14 protein-coding genes and 1 tRNA gene are annotated in these 20416 nt (G+C 47.9%); 1 reads left to right on the top strand and 14 read right to left on the bottom strand.

Features of this window, described 5'->3' with window-relative positions:
* Positions 1-16: 16 nt before the first annotated feature.
* The 6 genes from infB to H8Z76_RS03545 all read right to left on the bottom strand — a co-directional run bounded on the left by infB (position 17) and on the right by H8Z76_RS03545 (position 5347).
* Positions 17-2800 (bottom strand): translation initiation factor IF-2, encoded by a 2784-nt coding sequence (gene infB / locus H8Z76_RS03570; RefSeq protein WP_186981690.1) that lies wholly within the window; start codon positions 2798-2800, stop codon positions 17-19.
* A 9-nt stretch (positions 2801-2809) separates the two neighbouring features.
* Entirely contained in the window at positions 2810-3118 is a 309-nt protein-coding gene (locus H8Z76_RS03565) for a L7Ae/L30e/S12e/Gadd45 family ribosomal protein (protein ID WP_186981689.1), read from the bottom strand.
* Positions 3105-3380, bottom strand: coding sequence for an RNase P modulator RnpM (rnpM, locus tag H8Z76_RS03560; RefSeq protein ID WP_147618190.1), 276 nt, complete (start codon positions 3378-3380; stop codon positions 3105-3107). Before rnpM ends, H8Z76_RS03565 begins: the two co-directional genes overlap by 14 nt.
* Positions 3370-4530, bottom strand: coding sequence for a transcription termination factor NusA (gene nusA / locus H8Z76_RS03555; protein ID WP_022516064.1), 1161 nt, complete (start codon positions 4528-4530; stop codon positions 3370-3372). Before nusA ends, rnpM begins: the two co-directional genes overlap by 11 nt.
* A 37-nt stretch (positions 4531-4567) precedes the next feature.
* Entirely contained in the window at positions 4568-5035 is a 468-nt protein-coding gene (locus H8Z76_RS03550) for a ribosome maturation factor RimP (protein ID WP_022516065.1), read from the bottom strand.
* A 240-nt stretch (positions 5036-5275) separates the two neighbouring features.
* Positions 5276-5347 (bottom strand) — tRNA-Glu (locus tag H8Z76_RS03545).
* A gap of 150 nt (positions 5348-5497) precedes the next feature.
* Between H8Z76_RS03545 and H8Z76_RS03540 the strand changes: the two genes are divergently transcribed.
* Positions 5498-6361: a PHP domain-containing protein gene (locus tag H8Z76_RS03540; RefSeq protein WP_186981688.1), complete on the top strand. Its 864-nt coding sequence runs from the start codon at positions 5498-5500 to the stop codon at positions 6359-6361.
* 60 nt (positions 6362-6421) lie between these two features.
* Here H8Z76_RS03540 and H8Z76_RS03535 read toward each other — a convergent pair whose 3' ends face one another.
* The 8 genes from H8Z76_RS03535 to dxr all read right to left on the bottom strand — a co-directional run bounded on the left by H8Z76_RS03535 (position 6422) and on the right by dxr (position 20404).
* Complete coding sequence (locus H8Z76_RS03535) at positions 6422-8572, bottom strand: RNA degradosome polyphosphate kinase (protein WP_022514676.1); 2151 nt, start codon at positions 8570-8572, stop codon at positions 6422-6424.
* Between the two features lie 16 nt (positions 8573-8588).
* On the bottom strand, positions 8589-10118 hold the full coding sequence (locus tag H8Z76_RS03530) for a Ppx/GppA phosphatase family protein (RefSeq protein WP_147618117.1): 1530 nt from the start codon (positions 10116-10118) through the stop codon (positions 8589-8591).
* A 29-nt stretch (positions 10119-10147) separates the two neighbouring features.
* Positions 10148-11455 carry an ATP-binding protein gene (locus tag H8Z76_RS03525; protein ID WP_022515164.1) on the bottom strand — a complete coding sequence of 436 codons (1308 nt, stop codon included), beginning with the start codon at positions 11453-11455 and terminating at the stop codon, positions 10148-10150.
* A gap of 25 nt (positions 11456-11480) precedes the next feature.
* On the bottom strand, positions 11481-12611 hold the full coding sequence (gene pheA, locus H8Z76_RS03520; protein ID WP_186981687.1) for a prephenate dehydratase: 1131 nt from the start codon (positions 12609-12611) through the stop codon (positions 11481-11483).
* Between the two features lie 78 nt (positions 12612-12689).
* Positions 12690-17135, bottom strand: coding sequence for a PolC-type DNA polymerase III (locus tag H8Z76_RS03515; protein ID WP_186981686.1), 4446 nt, complete (start codon positions 17133-17135; stop codon positions 12690-12692).
* A gap of 15 nt (positions 17136-17150) precedes the next feature.
* Complete coding sequence (gene ispG / locus H8Z76_RS03510; RefSeq protein WP_147618191.1) at positions 17151-18209, bottom strand: flavodoxin-dependent (E)-4-hydroxy-3-methylbut-2-enyl-diphosphate synthase; 1059 nt, start codon at positions 18207-18209, stop codon at positions 17151-17153.
* A 19-nt stretch (positions 18210-18228) separates the two neighbouring features.
* Positions 18229-19260: an RIP metalloprotease RseP gene (gene rseP, locus H8Z76_RS03505; protein ID WP_186981685.1), complete on the bottom strand. Its 1032-nt coding sequence runs from the start codon at positions 19258-19260 to the stop codon at positions 18229-18231.
* Position 19261: 1 nt separating this feature from the next.
* Positions 19262-20404, bottom strand: a complete 1143-nt coding sequence (gene dxr, locus H8Z76_RS03500; RefSeq protein ID WP_022515571.1) for a 1-deoxy-D-xylulose-5-phosphate reductoisomerase — start codon at positions 20402-20404, stop codon at positions 19262-19264.
* Positions 20405-20416 lie beyond the last annotated feature (12 nt).

Raw genomic sequence — 20416 nt, 5'->3', positions numbered from 1 at the left:
CTTTTTTTACTCAAATCTATCTCGGAACTTCGACCATCTTATATGCTTCTACCAGATCCAGTTCCTGAATTTCATTAAATCCTTCAAATACCAGACCACATTCATAGCCTGCTTTTACTTCCTTCACATCATCTTTAAAACGCTTTAAGGATGCGAGATCACCTTCAAAGATCTGCTCGCCCTCTCTGCTGATACGCACTTTGCAGCCACGTTCAAACTGGCCGTCCAGCACATAGGAACCAGCGATCGTTCCGACACCGGAAGCCTTAAACAGCTGACGGATCTCGGCATGACCGATCACTTTTTCCTCAAAGATCGGATCTAACATACCCTTCATTGCTGCCGCAACGTCTTCGATCGCGTTGTAGATAACCTTATACAGTCTTACATCAACGCCCTCACGGTCTGCGGTTGCCTTCGCCTGCGGATCCGGTCTGACATTGAAACCAATGATGATCGCGTTAGACGCAGACGCCAGGATGACATCCGACTCGTTGATCGCGCCGACACCACCATGGATGATCTTTACAACAACTTCCTCGTTGGAAAGTTTGACAAGACTCTGTTTTACTGCTTCCACAGAACCCTGTACATCCGCTTTTACGATGATATCCAGCTCTTTGACATTACCGGACTGGATCTGTGAGAACAGATCATCCAGCGACATTCTGGAGCGTGTCTCTTCCAACAGTTTTTCTCTGTCCTGAGATACATAGGTCTCTGCAAAGCTTCTCGCGTCTTTTTCGTTGTCCATTGCGATGAATGTTTCACCCGCAGCCGGAACATTGTTTAAACCGATGATCTCTACCGGCGTGGAAGGTCCTGCCTCTTTTACGCGTCTTCCCTTGTCATCTACCATGGCACGCACTTTACCGTACGCGCTTCCGCATGCGATCGGTTCGCCGACTTTCAACGTACCTTTCTGTACCAGTACGGTTGCTACCGCACCTCTTCCTTTATCCAGTTTCGCCTCGATCACAACACCTCTTGCCTTACGCTTCGGATTTGCCTTTAACTCGCATACCTCAGCGGTAAGAAGGATCATCTCAAGCAGCTGGTCGATTCCTTCTCCGGTGCGTGCGGATACCGGAACAAAGATCGTGCTTCCGCCCCAGTCTTCCGGGATCAGTTCGTATTCTGAAAGCTCCTGTTTTACACGCTCGATATTTGCGCTCGGCTTATCGATCTTGTTGATCGCAACAATGATCTCGATTCCCGCTGCTTTCGCATGGTTGATCGCTTCGATGGTCTGCGGCATAACACCGTCATCCGCAGCGACAACAAGGATTGCGATATCTGTGGAATTCGCGCCACGCATACGCATTGCGGTAAATGCCTCATGTCCCGGTGTATCCAGGAATGTGATCGTCTGTCCGTTGCAGCTTACCACAGACGCACCGATGTGCTGTGTGATACCGCCTGCCTCACGGTCTGTCACTTTGGTTGAACGGATCGCGTCAAGAAGGGATGTTTTACCATGATCAACGTGTCCCATAACACATACAACAGGTGGACGCGGAACCATTTTGCTCTCATCCTCTTCGTCCTCTTTTAAGAGTTCTGCGATCACATCGATCTTTTCTTCCGGTTCGCAGATGCAGTTGAATTCAAGCGCGATCTCTTCCGCTGTCTCATAATCCACATCCTGGTTTACCGTAACCATCTGTCCTTTTAAGAACAGCTTCTTCACGATCACGGATGCCTGCACTTTCATCTTATCCGCAAGCTCTTTGATGGTCAGATGTTCCGGAAGTGTGATCGTTTTGATCTCCTCCTCTGCCGCTTTCTGCTGCGGTGTCTGCGGCTGCTGGTTTCTCTTCTTGTGGCCGCTGTGCTTCTCCAGGTTTACATAATTTTCCTGTCTCTTACCAAGCTTATCATGTTCCTGTTTCTTTGCATTTCCTCTGCGGTTGGTATCACGGCTCTCCTTGCGAAGTTCTTCCGGTGCTGCCTTCACCGCGTCTTTATTGAATTTTGAAATCTCCTGCTCTAATTTTCCACGGTATTCGCCTCTCTGACGATCCTGGCCGTTTCTGCGGTTTCCGTTGCCGCCACGGTCATTTGCGCCACCCGGACGATTGTTGGAATACGGTCTTGCGCCACCACGGTTTCCGTTATCCGGACGTCCATTTCTGTCTCCGCGTCCACCCTGCTGACGGTCTCCGTAATTTCTCTGTTCGCCGTTACGGCCACCCTGCGGGCGGTTATTGTTGTAGCGTCCGCCACGGTTTCCATCCTGGCGTGTATTGTTGTCGCGTGTATTATTATCACGCGTATTCTCGCGAACATTTTCTGCAGGTCTTGCGTTTTCATTTTTTACTGTTTCCCCGGCCGGAGCACCCTGCGGCTTTCCGTTCTGCTGCGGTCTTGCTGCCGCATTCGGATTCTGCGGACGTCCGTTTCCGTTTCGCTGCATACCGGTTCCCTGTGTGCGGTAACCCTGCTGTCTTCTGGTTCCCATCTGCTTGCTGTTCTGCGGGTTAAACACAGCTGAAATGCTCGCTTTCTTCTTTGGACGCTCATTTGCCTTTGCTTCTGTCTTCGCTTCCGTCTTTCCCTCTGTTTTTGTTTCTGCAGGCACTGCCTGTTTCTTTTCTTCTGTTTTTTCGTTCATATCCTGTATAGTTTTTCCTTTATTTTTAAATTTATTCCGAACAATCTGCTGTGCCACTTCATCAATACTGCTGCTGTGGCTGCTGACTGCATGTTCCGTACCGCTCAACGCATCTATAATTTCCTGGGATTTCAAGTTCAATTCTTTTGCCAATTCATGTACTCTCAATATTAACTCTACCTCCATATTCAGTTGTTAGTTTATATCCAGCTGCTTTTGCAATGTATCTGCAATTCCTTCATTTGTCACCGCCAGGGAAGCACGAAACTCCTTTCCTATGTGATGTCCAAGTTCCTCTTTCGTTCCATACACCGCAAACGGGATCTGACGGAATTCACACATGTTCTCGAATTTCTTTTTGGTATTATCCGACGCGTCCTGTGCCACAATGACTAACGCGGCTTTGCCACTCTTTATCGCGTTTTCCGTACAGAACTCTCCGCTTTGCACACTGCCTGCCTTTTCGGCAATGCCAAGCATCGACAACACTCTATCTGGTTTCAATGCGTTCCATCTCCTCCTGCAGTTTTTCGTAAATTTCTTCCGGGATCGCTGTTTTTAAGGAACGTTCCAGCCCTTTGCTCTTTTTTGCTTTTTTAAAGCATTCCGCCGATCTGCAAAGATAAGCCCCTCTTCCGTTTTTCTTTCCGGTTTCATCTAATACGATCTCATTTTCTGCGATTTTCAAGACACGGATCAGCTCCCGTTTCTCTTTCATTTCACCGCAGCCGACACACTGGCGCATCGGTATCTTTTTATTCGTCATAGCTTTCTTCTTCGCCTGCATATTCTCCATCTTCGTAGCCTTCGCCGTCATAATCCTCTTCATAGTCCTCGTCTTCATAGTCGTTGACATAGTCCATGAAATCTCCGGATTCTCTTGCCTGTGTCTCACTCTTGATATCGATCTTGAATCCGGTAAGTCTTGCCGCAAGTCTAGCGTTCTGACCTTCTTTTCCGATCGCAAGTGATAACTGGTAATCCGGTACGACAACCTTGGCTGTCTTTTCTTCATCATCCGCAATAACGGAGATAACTTTTGCAGGGCTTAACGCGTTTTCAATAAGCATTGCCGGATTTTCGTTCCAGTTGATGATATCGATCTTTTCTCCGCGCAGCTCGTTTACGATCGCATTGACACGCGCTCCGTTCATACCGACGCATGCTCCGACCGGATCTACATCCGGATCATTGGACCATACCGCGATCTTGGTTCTGCTTCCGGCTTCTCTCGCGATACTCTTGATCTCAACAATGCCGTCCTTTACTTCTGTAACTTCGGACTCAAACAGACGTTTTACCAATTCCGGATGTGTTCTGGAAACCAGGATCTTCGGCCCCTTCGGTGTTGCCTTTACTTCAAGGATATATACCTTGATACGTTCTGTCGGCTGGAATACCTCACCTTTTACCTGCTCATTCTCTGTCAGGATCGCATCCACTTTTCCGAGGTTGATACTTACGTTCTTGCCGACATAGCGCTGTACGATTCCGGTCACTACGTCTTTTTCCATACTGTAATACTGGCTGTAAAGCACTTTTCTTTCTTCCTCGCGGATCTTCTGTAAGATGACATTCTTTGCGTTCTGTGTCGCGATACGGCCAAATTCCTTGGATTTTACTTCCACATTTACGATATCGCCCAGTTCATACTTGGAATCTTCCATACGCGCATTCGCAAGGCTGATCTCCGTACAAGGATCCTCTACCTGTTCTACCACGGTTTTTTCCTGAAATACATGATATTCACAGGTTTCCGGATTCATGTTCACCTTGACATTGTCTGATTTTCCAAAATGATTCTTGCAGGCGGTGATCAGAGAATTCTCGATTGCCTCAAGCAGGGTATCCTTCGAAATGTTTTTTTCCTTCTCCAATATATTTAACGCCTCTAATAACTCATTGTTACTGCTCATTTTCTTTATCCTCCTAAATATTCTTTGTTATTGTACGCTAAAAATCAAATGCCAGTCGGATCAGCGCCATGTCGGATTTCGCAAATTTCATCTCTGCGCCGTCGTCTTTTGTGATCGTAACAGAATCCGAATCATACGCAGTCAGCACCCCGTAAAATTCCTTCTCGTGCTCGATTGCCCGGTAAGTACGGATCTCCAGTCGTTTTCCCATACTTCTCGCATAATCTTTTTCTTTTTTGAGCGGTCTTCCAAGTCCCGGTGAGCTCACCTCAAAAACATAAGAGCCTTCAATATAGTCTTTTTCATCTAAAAGTTCATTCATCCGGCGGCTGACGTCCTCGCAGTCATTTACCGTGATTCCGCCCTCTTTGTCAATGTATGCCCGAAGATACCAGGTACCGCCTTCTTTTACATACTCAACATCCACAAGTTCAAACTGTAATTCTTCCAGGATCGGCAGGATCAGTTCTTCTGTCTTTTGTTCATAGATCTCTCGCTGTGTCATCTCTTTCACCATCCTTTTCTTATGAAGTCTTCTTTTGGTCTAACTGTACCTAAACGTGAATTGAGAGTGGACGAAACGCCCACTCTCAAAGTAATCATCATCATGCTATCGTATTTACTATAACACTTTCATTTTTAAGATGCAACCTTAATTTATAAAACCGGTTCTATCTTTTTATGAAAGAAAAAAGTACTGTAAAACTTACAGTACTTTCTCGGGTTGGGCTGTTAAAACAGTCAGCAGTTCGTACGGGAATCGAACCCGTGATTCCGCCGTGAGAGGGCGGCGTCTTAACCTCTTGACCAACGAACCGTGTATTACTATATCATACGATTTTTAATATTGCAATACCTTTTTTGAATTTTTTTTAATTTTTTTCAAAAAACTTTTTCTTTCCAGGTTTTATGCTAAAATAAAGTCAGTTGTAAACAGCTAATCCAAATCACAGAAAGGATATTTTTTATGGATAAACGTATTGTTGACCTGCACGTCCATTCCACGGAATCGGACGGCACCTTTACACCGGAGGAACTTGTCACGGAAGCACTGCATGCCGGTCTTTGCGCTTTTGCCCTGACGGATCATGACACAATAGGCGGGATTGCCGCTGCAAAAGCCGCTGCCCGTGAAACCGGTCTTACCGTTATTCCCGGCATAGAGCTCTCCTGCTACAATGATGACCACGAAGTTCACATGGTCGGTCTTTTTATAGACGAAACAAACGCAGCGTTTAAAGAATCTTTAAAAAGCGTACAGGATTCCCGCGAAGAACGAAACAAAAAAATGATCGACCGCCTGCGGGAGGAAGCCGGGTTTGATATTTCCGTAGAAGCGCTCCGCGCCTATTTCCCGGACGCTGTCCTGACCCGTGCGCATATTGCCCGCTATCTTTACGAAAAGGGCTGTATCCAGAACTTAAACGTTGCCTTTCAAAAATATATCGGCGATCACTGCCCTTACTATGTTCCACGGGAAAAAATGACACCCGTTCAGGCGATCGATCTGATCCACGCTGCCGGAGGGCTCGCCATCCTCGCCCATCCGCTGCTCTACCATTTGAGTGACGCCCGCTTAAAACAGCTTATGACTGACTTAAAAGCCCACGGGCTCGACGGCGTTGAGGCGATCTATTCTACTTACACCGCCGGCGAAGAACGACAGATGAAAGAACTTGCCGCCGAACTGGATCTTGCCGTCTCCGGCGGTTCTGATTTTCATGGCGCAAACAAACCAAAGATCCATCTCGGAACAGGAAAAGGCAGTCTTTTCGTTCCGTATGCGGTGTTCGAGCATCTGAAAAGCCTGAAAGAAGCGCATCCCAATTAATGTAATTTTGTTACTGTCATAAAAAAGACACGCCGGATCATCCTCTGACGTGTCTCTTTTTTAATCAACCGGTTCTGCCGGGATAAATACCCGTTCCATATATTCTTTCGGTGCCTTTGGCACTTCCGCGACTGCTTCTTTGCAGAACTGTTCCTGCGAATTCACAAGCATTTTTCCGCGCTTGTCGATCTTTTCGTAGGTGCCGTCTTCCTGCAGCACATTTGCCTTGGTGTTATCCGCAAGCTCTACTTTTAAAATGTGCATGACTTTCTTTTTCAAGTTCTCGTTTTCCACTGGGAAAATGATCTCCACACGACGATCCAGATTTCTTGGCATCCAGTCTGCGCTGCCCATATAGATCTCTTCCTGCCCGTCATTATAAAAATAGAAAATACGGCTGTGCTCGAGGAAATTTCCAACGATGGAACGCACTCTGATGTTCTCGCTGACTTTCGGGATCCCCACACGCAGACAGCAGATACCGCGCACGATCAGGTCTATGGAAACGCCTGCCGCCGATGCCTCATACAATGCCGCAATGATCTCCTGGTCGCAGAGAGAATTCATTTTTGCGACAATGCGCGCTTTCTTTCCCGCCCTGGCGTTTTTGGTCTCACGCTGGATCAGCTTGATAAACTTTTTACGCAGCCAGATCGGCGCAACGACAAGCTTATTCCAGCTGAGCGGTTCCGAATAACCGGAAAGCATATTAAACACCGCTGTGGCATCCTCTCCGATCGCCTCCGAGCATGTGAACATTCCGCAGTCCGTATAAAGCTTTGCGGTTGAGTCATTATAGTTTCCGGTTCCGAGATGTACATATCTGCGGATGCCGTCTTCCTCCCGGCGCACCACAAGCGCGATCTTGCTGTGTGTTTTTAGGCCCACCAGACCGTAAATAACATGGCATCCTGCCTTTTCAAGCATCTTTGCCCATACAATATTATTTTCCTCGTCAAAACGCGCTTTTAACTCCACCAGTACCGACACCTGTTTTCCGTTCTCCGCCGCCTGTGCCAGTGACGCGATGATCGGCGAATTTCCGCTTACACGGTAAAGTGTCTGCTTGATCGCGAGTACATCCGGATCCACTGCTGCCTGACGGATGAAATCCACCACCGGATCAAAGGTCTGATACGGGTGATGCAGCAAAATATCGCCTTTCCTGATCTCATCAAAGATATTCTGTCCCGGCTCGATCTGCGGGACACGCTGCGGCGTATAGGGCGCATAGCGAAGCTCCTCTTTATCTTTTAATCCGTATAATTTCATCAGAAATGTAAAATCAAGCGGTCCGTTGATCTTATAGATATCATCATCCGATGCGATATGCAGCTCTTCTTTTAAAAAGTTCAAAAGCTTCTTATCAATCTTCGATTCTACTTCCAGACGGATCACTTCACCCCACTGGCGCATTTTAAGCTGTTTCTGGATCTCCTTTAACAGATCGGATGCCTCATCCTCATCAATGCTCAGATCCGCATTCCGCATGATACGGTACGGATATGCACAGATCACATTGTAATTCAAAAACAGTTTTGCGATGTTCCGCTCGATGATCTGCTCTAACAGAATATAGGTCGTATCTTCTTCTTTCTCGGAAGGGATCTCTACCAGACGCGGCAGCACGGACGGCACCTGAACCGTAGCGAATTCAGCGTCATGCTTTGCCATACGTTTATCCGTATTTTCTTTTTTCATCAAAAGCGCAACAATATTGAGCGTCTTGTTCCGGATCAGCGGAAACGGTCTTGACGCATCTACCGCCATTGGAGTGAGCACCGGGTAAACGTTCTCTTTGAAATATTTATCGACATAAGCCGCCTGTTCACTGCTTAATTTCTCGAACTCATCAATGACGATGATCCCGTTTGCTTTCATGAGCGGAACTAAAGACCGGTTATAGGTCGTATACTGTGTCTCCACCAGCTCCCTGGTTGCCGTATTGATGGCGGAAAGCTGTTCTTTCGCTGTCATTCCCGCTATGTCTTTCTTTTTATAGCCGGCATGCACCATATCCTTTAACGATGCGACACGCACCATAAAAAATTCATCCAGGTTCGATGATGTGATACTTACGAATTTCAGCCGTTCTAACAACGGGATCGTCTTATCCCTCGCCTCATTTAAAACCCGCTCATCAAATTTGATCCAGCTCAGTTCCCGGTTTTCAAAATATTCCGGCTTAAAATACTCTTTTGCTGTTTCCATATTCCCGCCTCCTCTGTCATGTATGCTTTTCTTTTATAACCGGTTTCACACTGAAGATACGTTCGAAATCTCCCGACTTTGCGGCAAACAGTCCCTTTTCCAGGACGATGTCATCCATCGACTCGATCGTGATCACTAACTGCTTTCCGCGCAGCGAAGCCTTGACATTTTTAAATTTCTGTTTATGGCTGCGATCCATTGCGTTTGATACTTTTAATATTGCCGCCAGTTTCGCCACGACCATGTAGCTCTCCTGGTCTAACTTATCCGCAAGAACTTCGTAATCATCAAGCGGATAGGTATTGTATTTTACCGTACACGCGACGATCTCCCTCTCCAGATGGGAAAGCCCTATGATCTCGGATGCCATGATAATGCTGTATGCACATTCCGGTCCATTTACCAGGCTCACATATTTTCCGCAGTCATGCAGGATCGCAGCGACCTGGAGCAGCAGGCGCTCTCTTTTCCCCATGCCATGCACACGCTTCATGCTGTCAAAAACAAGCGTCGCCATCTCGGTCAGTGCGTCGATATGCGGCGTATAGCCATGATAGCGCTGTGCCATATATTTTGATGCGGAAATGACATCCTCGTCAAAATCATGCTCCACCCTGATCATATTATGTTCTAACGCGTAGTCACACGCGATACCGTCATTGATATCGGAACCCGGTACCCAGATGGAATCCGCGTCCAGTTCTTCCGCGATCCGCTTATAAAGCACGATCGAAGGGAGAAGAAGCGGGTCGGTCGCATTGGAAAGGCTCAGCTCCTCCGCGATCTTTCCAAGGCTGTTGCGGTTCATTTTATTTAAGTATTTTACGAATTTCCCCGCGTCTACGGTCGTGCGGTCCAGATTCTTTTCGAGCTTGCGCACGATCTCCGTACTGTAATCTCCCATCATGATCAGGTACTGCAGCCGGTTGTCTTTCAGATAAATATCTTTGAAACGCTCCAGTTCCTTATCTACCAGTTCTTTGATCAGATCATCATAATATATGACAGCGTTTCCGATCTCGGAAAGTTTTTCATAGATACGCATGGTTCCAAGTAAAAGGTGCTGCGTCGTGATCGCCTTTCCTTTCTGGAACAGCGTGATCTGCAGACTTCCGCCCCCGACATCGACAACCGCCGCGCCCTTTTCGATCATCTTGTTAAATTCCGGACGTGCCGCAACGGATTTATAGCTGATAAACCGATGCTCCGAGTTACTCAACACCTCGACATCAAGTTTGGTGCGGAGCTTGATCTGATCCAGAATGAACAGTTCATTTTTCGCGTCACGGATCGCCGCGCTCGCGCACACTTTGTACGCATCCACCTTGTACCCCGCCATGATCTTGGTATATTCGGACAGCACGCTGCACAGTTCCTCTGCCAGTTCATATCCGATATATCCCTTCGCGTAAGCATCCTTTCCAAGCTCTACCCTCTTGCGGATATAATCGACCTCACGTATCTTTCGTTTGGCTGAGAGTTCAAATATCTTCATGCTGATCTCATAAGATCCGATATAGATTGCTGCAAATGTCGTAATATTCATACTTCCATCCTCTCTGCACTGCCCCCACTTTAAGCGTCCGCTCCCTGCTGTCCGAGCAGATAGTTGATGAACTGCTGCGCCGTCCGGCCGGAAAGTCCGCCATGGGAAAGCTCCCACTTGTTTGCTTCCGCAAGCAGTTCTTCCTCGCTCATCGTTACATGCTGTTTCTCTGCCAGTACTTTTACGATATTTTTAAATTCCTTCGGTGTCGGTGCCCCGAAATAAATCGACACACCAAACCGTGCCACAAGGGAAAGTTTTTCCTGCACGGTATCGTTATTGTGCAGATCGTCCTCCTGCTGTGTACGGTCACTGAATGTCTCTCTGACTAAATGTCTGCGGTTCGATGTCGCATAGATCAGTACATTATCCGGCTTTTTCTCCAGTCCGCCCTCGATCACCGCCTTCAGATACTTATATTCTATCTCAAATTCCTCGAAAGAGAGATCATCCATATAAATGATAAATTTATAATTCCGGTTTTTGATCTGTGCGATCACCGCGTTCAGATCCTGGAACTGATGCTTGTATACTTCGATCATCCGAAGTCCATCATCATAATATTCATTGATGATCGCCTTGATACTGGAAGATTTTCCGGTTCCGGCATCTCCGAATAACAGACAGTTGTTTGCCGATCTTCCCTTTACAAACGCCTCGGTATTATCGATCAGTTTTTTCTTCGCGGATTCATAACCGACAAGGTCATCCAATTTGACATGCGCGATACGGCTGATCGGCGCAATAACGGCATTTCCCTTTTCATCGTGTTCGATCCGGAATGCCTTGTGCAGTCCCAAGGTTCCAACCCCGAAGTCCTTATAAAACTCTGCCACATAAGAAAGGAACTGCTGCACATCCTCTGCCTGTTCCAACTGTCTGCTCAGAGAAACAATGCGGTCGCGGATTCTCTTATTTAAGATCTTTCCGTTATCCGCCGTGCTGACATAGTTCTTTAACACCGCAATGTCATCCAGTTCCAGCTCCTCTTTTAAGATATCGAGATCAAAATCGAAAAAGCCTTTAAAGATTGAAAAATCATGCAGTGCGATCTCCTCCAGGCTTCCGCCGATCTTTCCCCGCTTTTCACTGGCTGTACTGTAAGCATTCTCATTGTTGATCAAAAGAAACGTCAGGAAATTGTGCCAGAGGTTTCCCTCAAACCCGTGGCTTCCCGCAAGCTCCAGCAGATCATGAAAGCATTCATAAAATAAAGCTCTGATGTCCTCTTTGTTGTAGTAATCGTTTTTATAATTTTCCAGGATCCATGTGAAATTATAAAACAGCCTCCCGTTCTTAAAATCTTTATAAATAATCAGTTCTTTTGCACTTTTCATTTCTGCTGCCTTTCTTTCCTGTTTGTTAGTAATTTCCGAGTATTTTTAACTTCACCGTCTCTTCTTTCAATCCGCGGAGCGCGTTTTTTACCGCACAGTCCTCAAGGTTTCCGACAAAGTCTATGAAGAAACGATACTCCCAGTTTCTGTCCTGGATCGGGCGTGATTCAATGTGATCCATGTTCAGATTATTATAGATAAAATGGGAAAGCGCATGGTACAACGATCCGCTTTCATGCGGGATCTCAAAACAGATACTGATCTTTTTGGCGTCCCGCACATACATCTTTTTGCTGGACACAATGATAAAACGTGTACTGTTGTTTGGATTGTCCTGCACACTTTCTTTTAACAGCTTCAGTCCGTAAATATCCGCCGTCAGCCGGCTCGCGATTGCCGCCTGGTTCTTCTTCGCATCCTCTTTGATCTTCTTTGCCGCCATTGCGGTATTCTTGGTGCTGATGCTCTCCCATCCGCGATGCGCTTCCAGAAATCCGGCGCACTGCATCAGTCCCTGCGGATGCGAATACACCTGGGTAATATCTGAAAGCTGTGCGTCTTTTGTACCGAGCAGGCAGTGATCGATCTTTATGATCTGCTCACCGACGATGCAGTTGTCATACTCCATCAAAAGATCATAATTCTGGGACACAATGCCAGCAGACGAATTTTCAAGCGGAAGTACCGCATAGTCGGCTTCTCCGTTTTTGATCGCCTCCATCGCGTCACGCCAGCTCTCGACATGGAAATTCTCGGTATCGTTTCCGAAAAAGGTTTCCATGGCTACCTGCGCATACGCGCCCTCCACGCCCTGAAAAACGATCTTTTTATGTTCTACCGGAAGACTCTCCACCGGTACAAAATCCATTTCGTCCGTGATCCCATGCTCACGCAGCATCTGGTACTGCCGCTTTCTGCTCATTGCCATGATCTGTTCAAACAGTTCCGTAACTCCACATCTCGTAAAATCTGTCGAGGCAAGTCCGGCGATCTTTTCCAGTTTGCTTTTTTCCCGCTCTTTATCCAAAACTTTTTTTCCGGTGCCGATCTTGTATTCCGCCACCTGTTCCGCCAGCTTCATTCTCTTCTCATATAATGCCACAATGTCAGCATCCACGGAATCGATCTCCTTACGGATATCCACTAATTCTCGCATAATCTTTCTCACCTTTATCCTGTTTTAATTTTATATTAAAAGTCCTGTTCTTATTTGTCAATGAACAAAAATGCCTCTCTAGGAAAAGTCAAAGAGTGACAGCTGGTTGGATTCCGGCAGCCCCTCGAGCAGCCCGAGATCCGACATCAGTTCGATCGCTGTTTTCGTTGCTTTCGTCCGCTGTCTGAAATCGTCTTTGGAAAGGAATTTTCCATCTTTTGCCGCCTCTACGACCTGTTCTGCCGCCTTGCCTCCGAGACCTTCAATCGTATTCAGTGCCGGCATCAGTTTTCCGTCAATGATCTGGAAATACCGGTCACTCGCCCGGTAAATATCCACGGGCATAAATTCATAACCGCGCGCATACATTTCCTGAACGATACGCATGTCGCGGTAAACATCCTGCTCCTTTTTGGAGAGCTGGTCTTTCCGCTTTTCGTAATCATGCATAAAGTAATTTAATTTGTCCTTGCCCTGGCACATCAGTTCATAGTTGAATCCAGTCGCGCGGATCGAAAAATATGCCGCATAGTAGGCAAGCGGATAGAATACCTTGCAGTAGGCGATACGCCACGCCATCATAACATACGCAGCCGCATGCGCCTTCGGGAACATGTACTTGATCTTCTTACACGACCAGATATACCAGTCCGGCACACCGTGCTCGAGCATTAACTTCTCCCACTCCGGCTTTAAGCCCTTTCCTTTTCGCACGGACTCCATGATCGTAAACGCGGTCTCACTTTCGAGTCCCATACTGATCAGATAGATCATGATATCGTCACGGGTACAGATCGCCGTGGAAATCGTTGCCGTTCCCTCTTTGATCAGGGTCTCCGCATTTCCTAGCCACACGTCCGTACCATGGGAAAGCCCGGATATCCGCACAAGATCCGAAAATTCCGTCGGCTGTGTGGCGAGAAGCATTCCCATCGCGAAATCCGTACCAAACTCCGGTATTCCGAGCGCTCCAAGCTGACAGCCGTTGATATCGTCCGGTGTCACCTGAATGGCGTCCGTATTCTGAAACAGCGACATGACCGCCTTGTCATCAAGCGGGATCGTTCTGGCATTTAATCCGGTCAGATCCTCCAACATACGGATCATCGTCGGATCGTCGTGCCCGAGGATATCAAGCTTTAACAGGTTGTGGTCAATGGAATGGTATTCAAAATGGGTCGTGATCGTATCGGTCGTCATATCATTGGCCGGATGCTGGATCGGTGTGAAGGAATAGATCTCTTCTCCGACCGGAAGCACTACAATACCACCCGGATGCTGTCCGGTCGTCCGGCGGATCCCGACGCACCCCTGCACGATACGGTCGATCTCACAGTTTCTCTTGTGAACCCCACGTTCCTCATAATAATTTTTAACGTATCCGAACGCGGTCTTGTCCGCAAGTGTACCGATCGTTCCCGCACGGAACGTCTGACCGGCTCCGAAAATAACTTCGGTGTATTTATGTGCCTTACTCTGGTAATCCCCGGAAAAGTTCAGATCGATATCCGGCTCTTTGTTTCCCTTAAATCCAAGGAATGTCTCAAACGGAATATCAAATCCATCCTTTTTTAACAACTTGCCGCATTTCGGGCAGATCTTGTCCGGCATATCACAGCCCGCGCGCCCGGTATAGGCCTTTACATCTTCCGAATCAAAATCGGAGTAATGACAATTCTCACAGTAATAATGCGCATGCAGCGGATTTACTTCCGTGATACCGGACATGGTCGCTACGAACGAGGATCCTACCGATCCACGGGAACCTACCAGGTATCCGTCCTCATTGGACTTCCACACCAGTTTCTGGGCAATGATATACATAACCGCGTAACCGTTGGAAATGATGGAATTCAGCTCACGGTCCAGCCGCTCCTTTACAACGGACGGCAGTTCTTCCCCGTACATCTCGTGCGCCTTGTTATAACAGATATCACGCAGCATCTGATCTGAATTTTCAATGACCGGCGGACACTTGTCCGGACGCACCGGAGAGATCCGTTCGCACATATCCGCGATCAGATTCGGATTTTTGATGACTACCTCTTCCGCCTTTTCACTGCCAAGATAGGTAAATTCGTTTAACATCTCCTCGGTCGTGCGCAGATATAATGGTGCCTGATCGTCCGCATCTTTAAACCCGTTTCCGGCAAGAATGATCCTGCGGTAGACTTCGTCCTCCGGATCAAGAAAATGCACGTCACAGGTTGCGACCACAAGTTTGTGAAATTCTTCACCAAGTGCAACGATCTTCCGGTTGATATCCTGCAGTTCTTCGATCGAGCTGACCGGTGATTTTTCATCCCGCAGCATGAACATGTTGTTTCCAAGCGGCTGGATCTCGAGATAATCATAAAAGTTGACCAGTCGCGCGATCTCCTCGTTCGGACGTCCGAGCAGGATCGCCTGATAGAGTTCCCCGGCTTCGCAGGCGGAACCAAGCAGAATTCCCTCCCGGTATTTTACAAATTCACTTTTGGGGATCTTCGGCCGTTTGTTAAAATAGGTAAGGTGGGAAAGTGACACCAGTTTATAGAGGTTCACGCGTCCGATATCGTTGGTCGCCAGCATGATCGCATGGAAAGATTTCATCTTGCGCACACTTTCTTTGTCGATATTTCCCTCCGCGTTCACCTCATCCAGGGTGTGGATCCCGCGCTCTTTTAACATCTCGATAAATTTTAAGAAAATGTCTGCGGTACACGCGGCATCATCCACCGCCCGGTGATGGTTTCCAAGGTGTACACCGATCGCTTTTGCCACGGTATCCAGACGGAAACGGTTCAGATTCGGCAGCAGTAACTGCGCCAACGTCATGGTATCTCCGATCGTAAAATCATAGGAGATTCCCTGTCTGTCGCAGTTCTTTTTGATGAAGCTCATATCAAATTCCGCATTGTGCGCCACCATGATCGAGCCTTCGCAGAATTTCATAAATTCCGGGAGGATCTCTTCGATCGTCGGCGCGTCAATGACCATATCATCCCGTATGCTCGTAAGCTCCTCGATCTTATATGGGATTGGTTCTTTCGGGTTTACAAACGTGGAGAAGCGGTCTACGATCTGTCCGTTTTCTACCTTTACCGCACCGATCTCTATGATCTTACAGGTATTCGGACTTAATCCCGTGGTCTCAAGATCGAATACGACATAACGGTCATCCAGGCTCTGGTTTTTGGAATTTTCGATAATATCCTTCAAGTCGTCCACCAGATACGCCTCTAATCCGTAGATCACCTTAAAGTCCGTGCCATCCGGTATCGCATGATTTGCGATCGGGAATGCCTGTACTGCCCCGTGATCCGTAATGGCGATCGCTTTGTGCCCCCAGGCGGCGGCGCGTTTTATGATATCCCCGACATCGGAAACGCCATCCATATCGCTCATCTTGGTATGGCAGTGCAACTCCACCCGCTTCTTCGGACTGTTGTCCATGCGCGATGAGGTAAAGTCCGGGATCTTCTTGATGCCGACCACCGATCCGATCGTGAGCTCACTGTCAAATTTATCGATCGTTGTGACACCTTTGATCTTGACATACGCACCTTTCTTCAAACCGCCCAGCAGTTCATCGAGATTTTCATCGCGGACAAAGATCTTTAATACGATCGTATCGGTAAAATCGGTCACAGACATGATCACGATCGTTTTTTCGTTGCGGATCGGTCTGGTATCTAACGATAATATCTGACCGCGGATCACAACCTCTCCCATTTCTCCCGCGATCGTCTCAATTGCGATCGCTTCCTCATCAAAATCCCTGCCATAGATAACATCCGGGTTGTCCGAACGGCGGTAGGAAAATTTTCTTCCCTCTTCTCTCGGTTTGGCGGATTTGAATGTTTTTGCCGGAGCCGGCTGCTTTTTCGTCTCCTTTTCCTTTAAAGGTTTTGTCTCTTCTTTTTCCTGCGAAACCGGTTCATCCTCCCGGTGCTGTCCAAGCGCCGACATTTTAACGATATGCTCCACCTCATGCGCGATCTGGATATCACTGTCTTTCCGATGTTCCGAAAGCTCCGCTTCTTCCTGAAACTGCGGTTCGATCATCAGCTTCAGTCCACAGCGTTCGCAGACTATCTTTTCCAGAATATCGATCAGTTCATCAGATCGTTTTTCCGCCACGATCGTATCCGGCAGCGTTAAGATCATATGATCTTCGCGGTCAAATTCCAGTGTCGCCTGACGGAACAGATTATAAACTAAAAGACTGTACTCCCTTAATTCCAGAAGGATACTGTCTTTGTATACATTCATCAGATTTTCCGGCGTATACTGGCTGGACAACTGAAACTTTTCAATAAATTTGATTGTCATATCCCTGGTCGGAAAAAGCTGCTTTTTGATCCCTGTCTCTAACTGATAGATCTTCTTTTTCGGGATCAGCCGTCTTCCCGCTATGTAAACGCGCAGGATGTCCTTCCTTGTATTGGTGGACACCCTGGTTACTTCTACTTCCGATAACAGATTTTTTGTTTCCTCTCCCACTTTTAACGTCGGAAATACCTCAAAAAACGGTTTTGCCATTTACTTTCACCTGTTTTATTTCTCTTTTTCCTGTTCCCAGTGCAGCAGTTCCTCACGCAGTGCAGGCAGAAGTTCTGCCTCCGGAACTTTCTTATAAATCTCTCCGTGCTTAATGATGAGTCCCTCTCCGACACCGCCTGCGATCCCGATATCGGCTTCCCTTGCCTCACCCGGGCCGTTTACCACGCAGCCCATGACTGCGACTTTGAGATCGAGCGGAATATCTGCCACCATATTTTCAACCTGATTTGCCAGACCGATGAGATCGATCCTTGTTCTGCCACAGGTCGGACAGGAAACCACTTCGATGCCTCCCTTTCTCAGTCCCAGTGTCCGTAAGATGATCTTTGCGGATTTGATCTCCTCCGTCGGATCTCCGGTCAGTGAGACACGGATCGTATCACCGATCCCCTGATTCAGGATCAGCCCAAGCCCGATCGCGGATTTGATGTTTCCGCTTGTGACTGTGCCTGACTCGGTAATTCCGACATGAAGCGGATGATCGGTCTGCTTTGCGATCAGTTCATGTGCCTTTACGCACATCATTACATCCGAAGACTTGATGCTGATGACCAGATTGTCGTATCCCATGTCCTCGATCAGTTTTACTTTATCCAGTGCGCTCTCCACGAGTGCTTCCGCCGTGACGCCATGGTACTTTTCCAGCAGATCCTTTTCCAGCGAACCGCTGTTTACACCCACGCGGATCGGAATTCCGCGCTCTTTCGCCTCTGTAACGACTGCACGCACGCGTCCCTCATCCCCAATGTTTCCCGGATTGATCCGGATCTTATCCGCGCCGTTTTCCATCGCTGCGATCGCAAGCCTGTAATCGAAATGGATGTCTGCCACAAGCGGGATTTCGATCTGTTTTTTGATCTCACGCAGTGCCGCTGCCGCTTCCATCGTAGGCACCGCGCAGCGGATGATGTCACATCCGGCCGCCGTGAGTTTTTGGATCTGTGCCACCGTATCCGCCACATTTTCTGTCTTTGTATTGGTCATGGACTGGATCAGGATCGGATGGTCTGCCCCGATCACCCGGTTTCCGATCCGTACTTCTTTTGTTTTCATTCTCTGCATATCTACACCTCTAAAACAGTTTTCGGATATCACTGAACATAATGAACACCATGAGTGCCATCAGGCACATCATTCCGACAAAATGTACCATTCCTTCCTTTTCCGGATCGATCCGTTTCCTTCGTATGGCCTCAATGATAAGGAATACCAGCCGCCCGCCGTCCAGTGCCGGGATCGGCAGAAGGTTCATCACACCGAGGTTTGCGGAAAGTAAAATGGAAATGTTCAACATATTGATAAACACATAAAACATGCCGTCTGTCTTGCTCTCTTCATAAGTGTCACCGATCGTTTTTACGATGCCGACCGGTCCTGACATATCCTGCACGCCTACTTTTCCGGTGAAAAGCATCCTCACGCTCTCAAACGTCAGATCCACCCAGTATTTTGTATAATAAACGCCGTATTTTAAGGAATCTCCCACATTTGCCCTGGTTCTCGCATTGTTTTCATAAAAACCGACATAGTAGCCGCCGCTTTCTTCATCATAAACCGGTGTCAGGGTAACCTGTGTTTCTTTGCCATCCCGTTCATAGGTGACATCCACAGTCTCGCCTGCGTGAAAATAAAGATACAGATTGATCTCTCTGCAAAAATGAATGTTTTTGTGGTTCATTTTTACAATGGTATCTCCCTCCTGCATCCCCGCTTCCTGCGCCGGATATCCGTCCATCACACCACTGATCACCGGCTTGTCATAACCGATGCACGCAATTAAGATCACCGAAAAAACAAATGCCATGATGAAATTAAAAAGCGGGCCTGCTGCCACGACCGCAATGCGCGCCCAGACCGGTTTGTTGGCAAACGCCCGGTCATCACTGCTGTCTCCGTCCTCACCTTCCATCATGCATGCTCCGCCAAACGGAAGCAGATGAATGGAATATTTGGTCTCTCCTTTGGTTATGCCAAAGAGTGTCGGCCCAAGTCCCAGACAGAACTCATTTACGCGTATCCCGCACTTTTTGGCAACCAGAAAATGTCCCAGTTCATGAAACAGAATGATGATGCTGAATATGATGATCGCAATAACAATTTTCAATCTACCACCTGCCTTCTATATATTCATAGGCTGCACGTTCCGTATCCAAAATCTCTTCTACCGATGGATTCTTCACATAGTTACAGTGTTCCATGCACGCCCCAATGATTTCCGGTATCTCCAGAAATCGGATCTCGTGATTTAAGAACTTCGCAACCGCCCGCTCGTTTGCCGCATTGAAAGCCGTCGGCACATTTCCTCCCTGCTCCATCGCACGGTAAGCAAGTGCCAGCCCACGGAAAGTATCCGTATCCGGGCGTTCAAATGTGATCTGTCCAAGCTTATAAAAATCAAGCCGTTCTCCGCTTAACGGTCTCCGGTCCGGATAGTACAACGCGTACTGGATCGGCAGACGCATATCCGCCGTACCAAGCTCCGCTATGATCGCCCCGTCTTCGTATTCCACCATGGAGTGGATCACACTCTGTGGCTGTACCACAACCTGGATCTGTGAAAGTTCCACGTCAAAGAGCCATTTTGCCTCCATGACCTCGAGTCCTTTGTTTACCAGTGTGGCAGAATCCACCGTAATCTTCCTTCCCATGCTCCAGTTCGGATGTTTGAGCGCATCCTCGACTGTTACATCTTTTAATTCCTCACGCGTCTTTCCTCGGAACGGTCCGCCGGATGCCGTGAGCAGGATCTTATGGATCTTATTGTGCCGTTCCCCGTTTAATGACTGAAAGATCGCGCTGTGCTCGCTGTCCACCGGCAGGATCGAAACGTGATTTTCCTCCGCCATCGGCATGATCAGATGCCCTGCTGTGACAAGCGTCTCTTTATTCGCAAGCGCAATATCCTTTCCCGCGCGGATCGCTGCGATCGTTGGCCGGATTCCAAGCATTCCGACGATCGCCGTGACCAGGATCTCCGCTTCCGGTATCTGTGCCACGGCAAGCAGTCCATCCATGCCGTCTAAGATCTCAACGGAGAGATCCGCTGTCTTTATCTTTAATTCTTCTGCTTTCTTTTTGTCCCATACCGCCACAAGACGCGGATGAAACTCCCGGATCTGCTGCTCTAACAGAGCAATATTGCTCCCGGCGGCAAGCGCGGCGACAGAGATATCCCCCTGTTCCCGCACTACATCCAGTGTCTGTGTTCCAATCGAACCGGTAGATCCCAGGATCGCTATTTTCTTCATCTTTCAAACCCT

Origin of the sequence: Roseburia yibonii, assembly GCF_014297335.1 — a bacterium.
Classification (GTDB): domain Bacteria; phylum Bacillota; class Clostridia; order Lachnospirales; family Lachnospiraceae; genus Roseburia_D; species Roseburia_D yibonii.
Note: the sequence above shows the minus strand (reverse complement) of the source record. Positions and strands in the feature narration are given on the sequence as shown.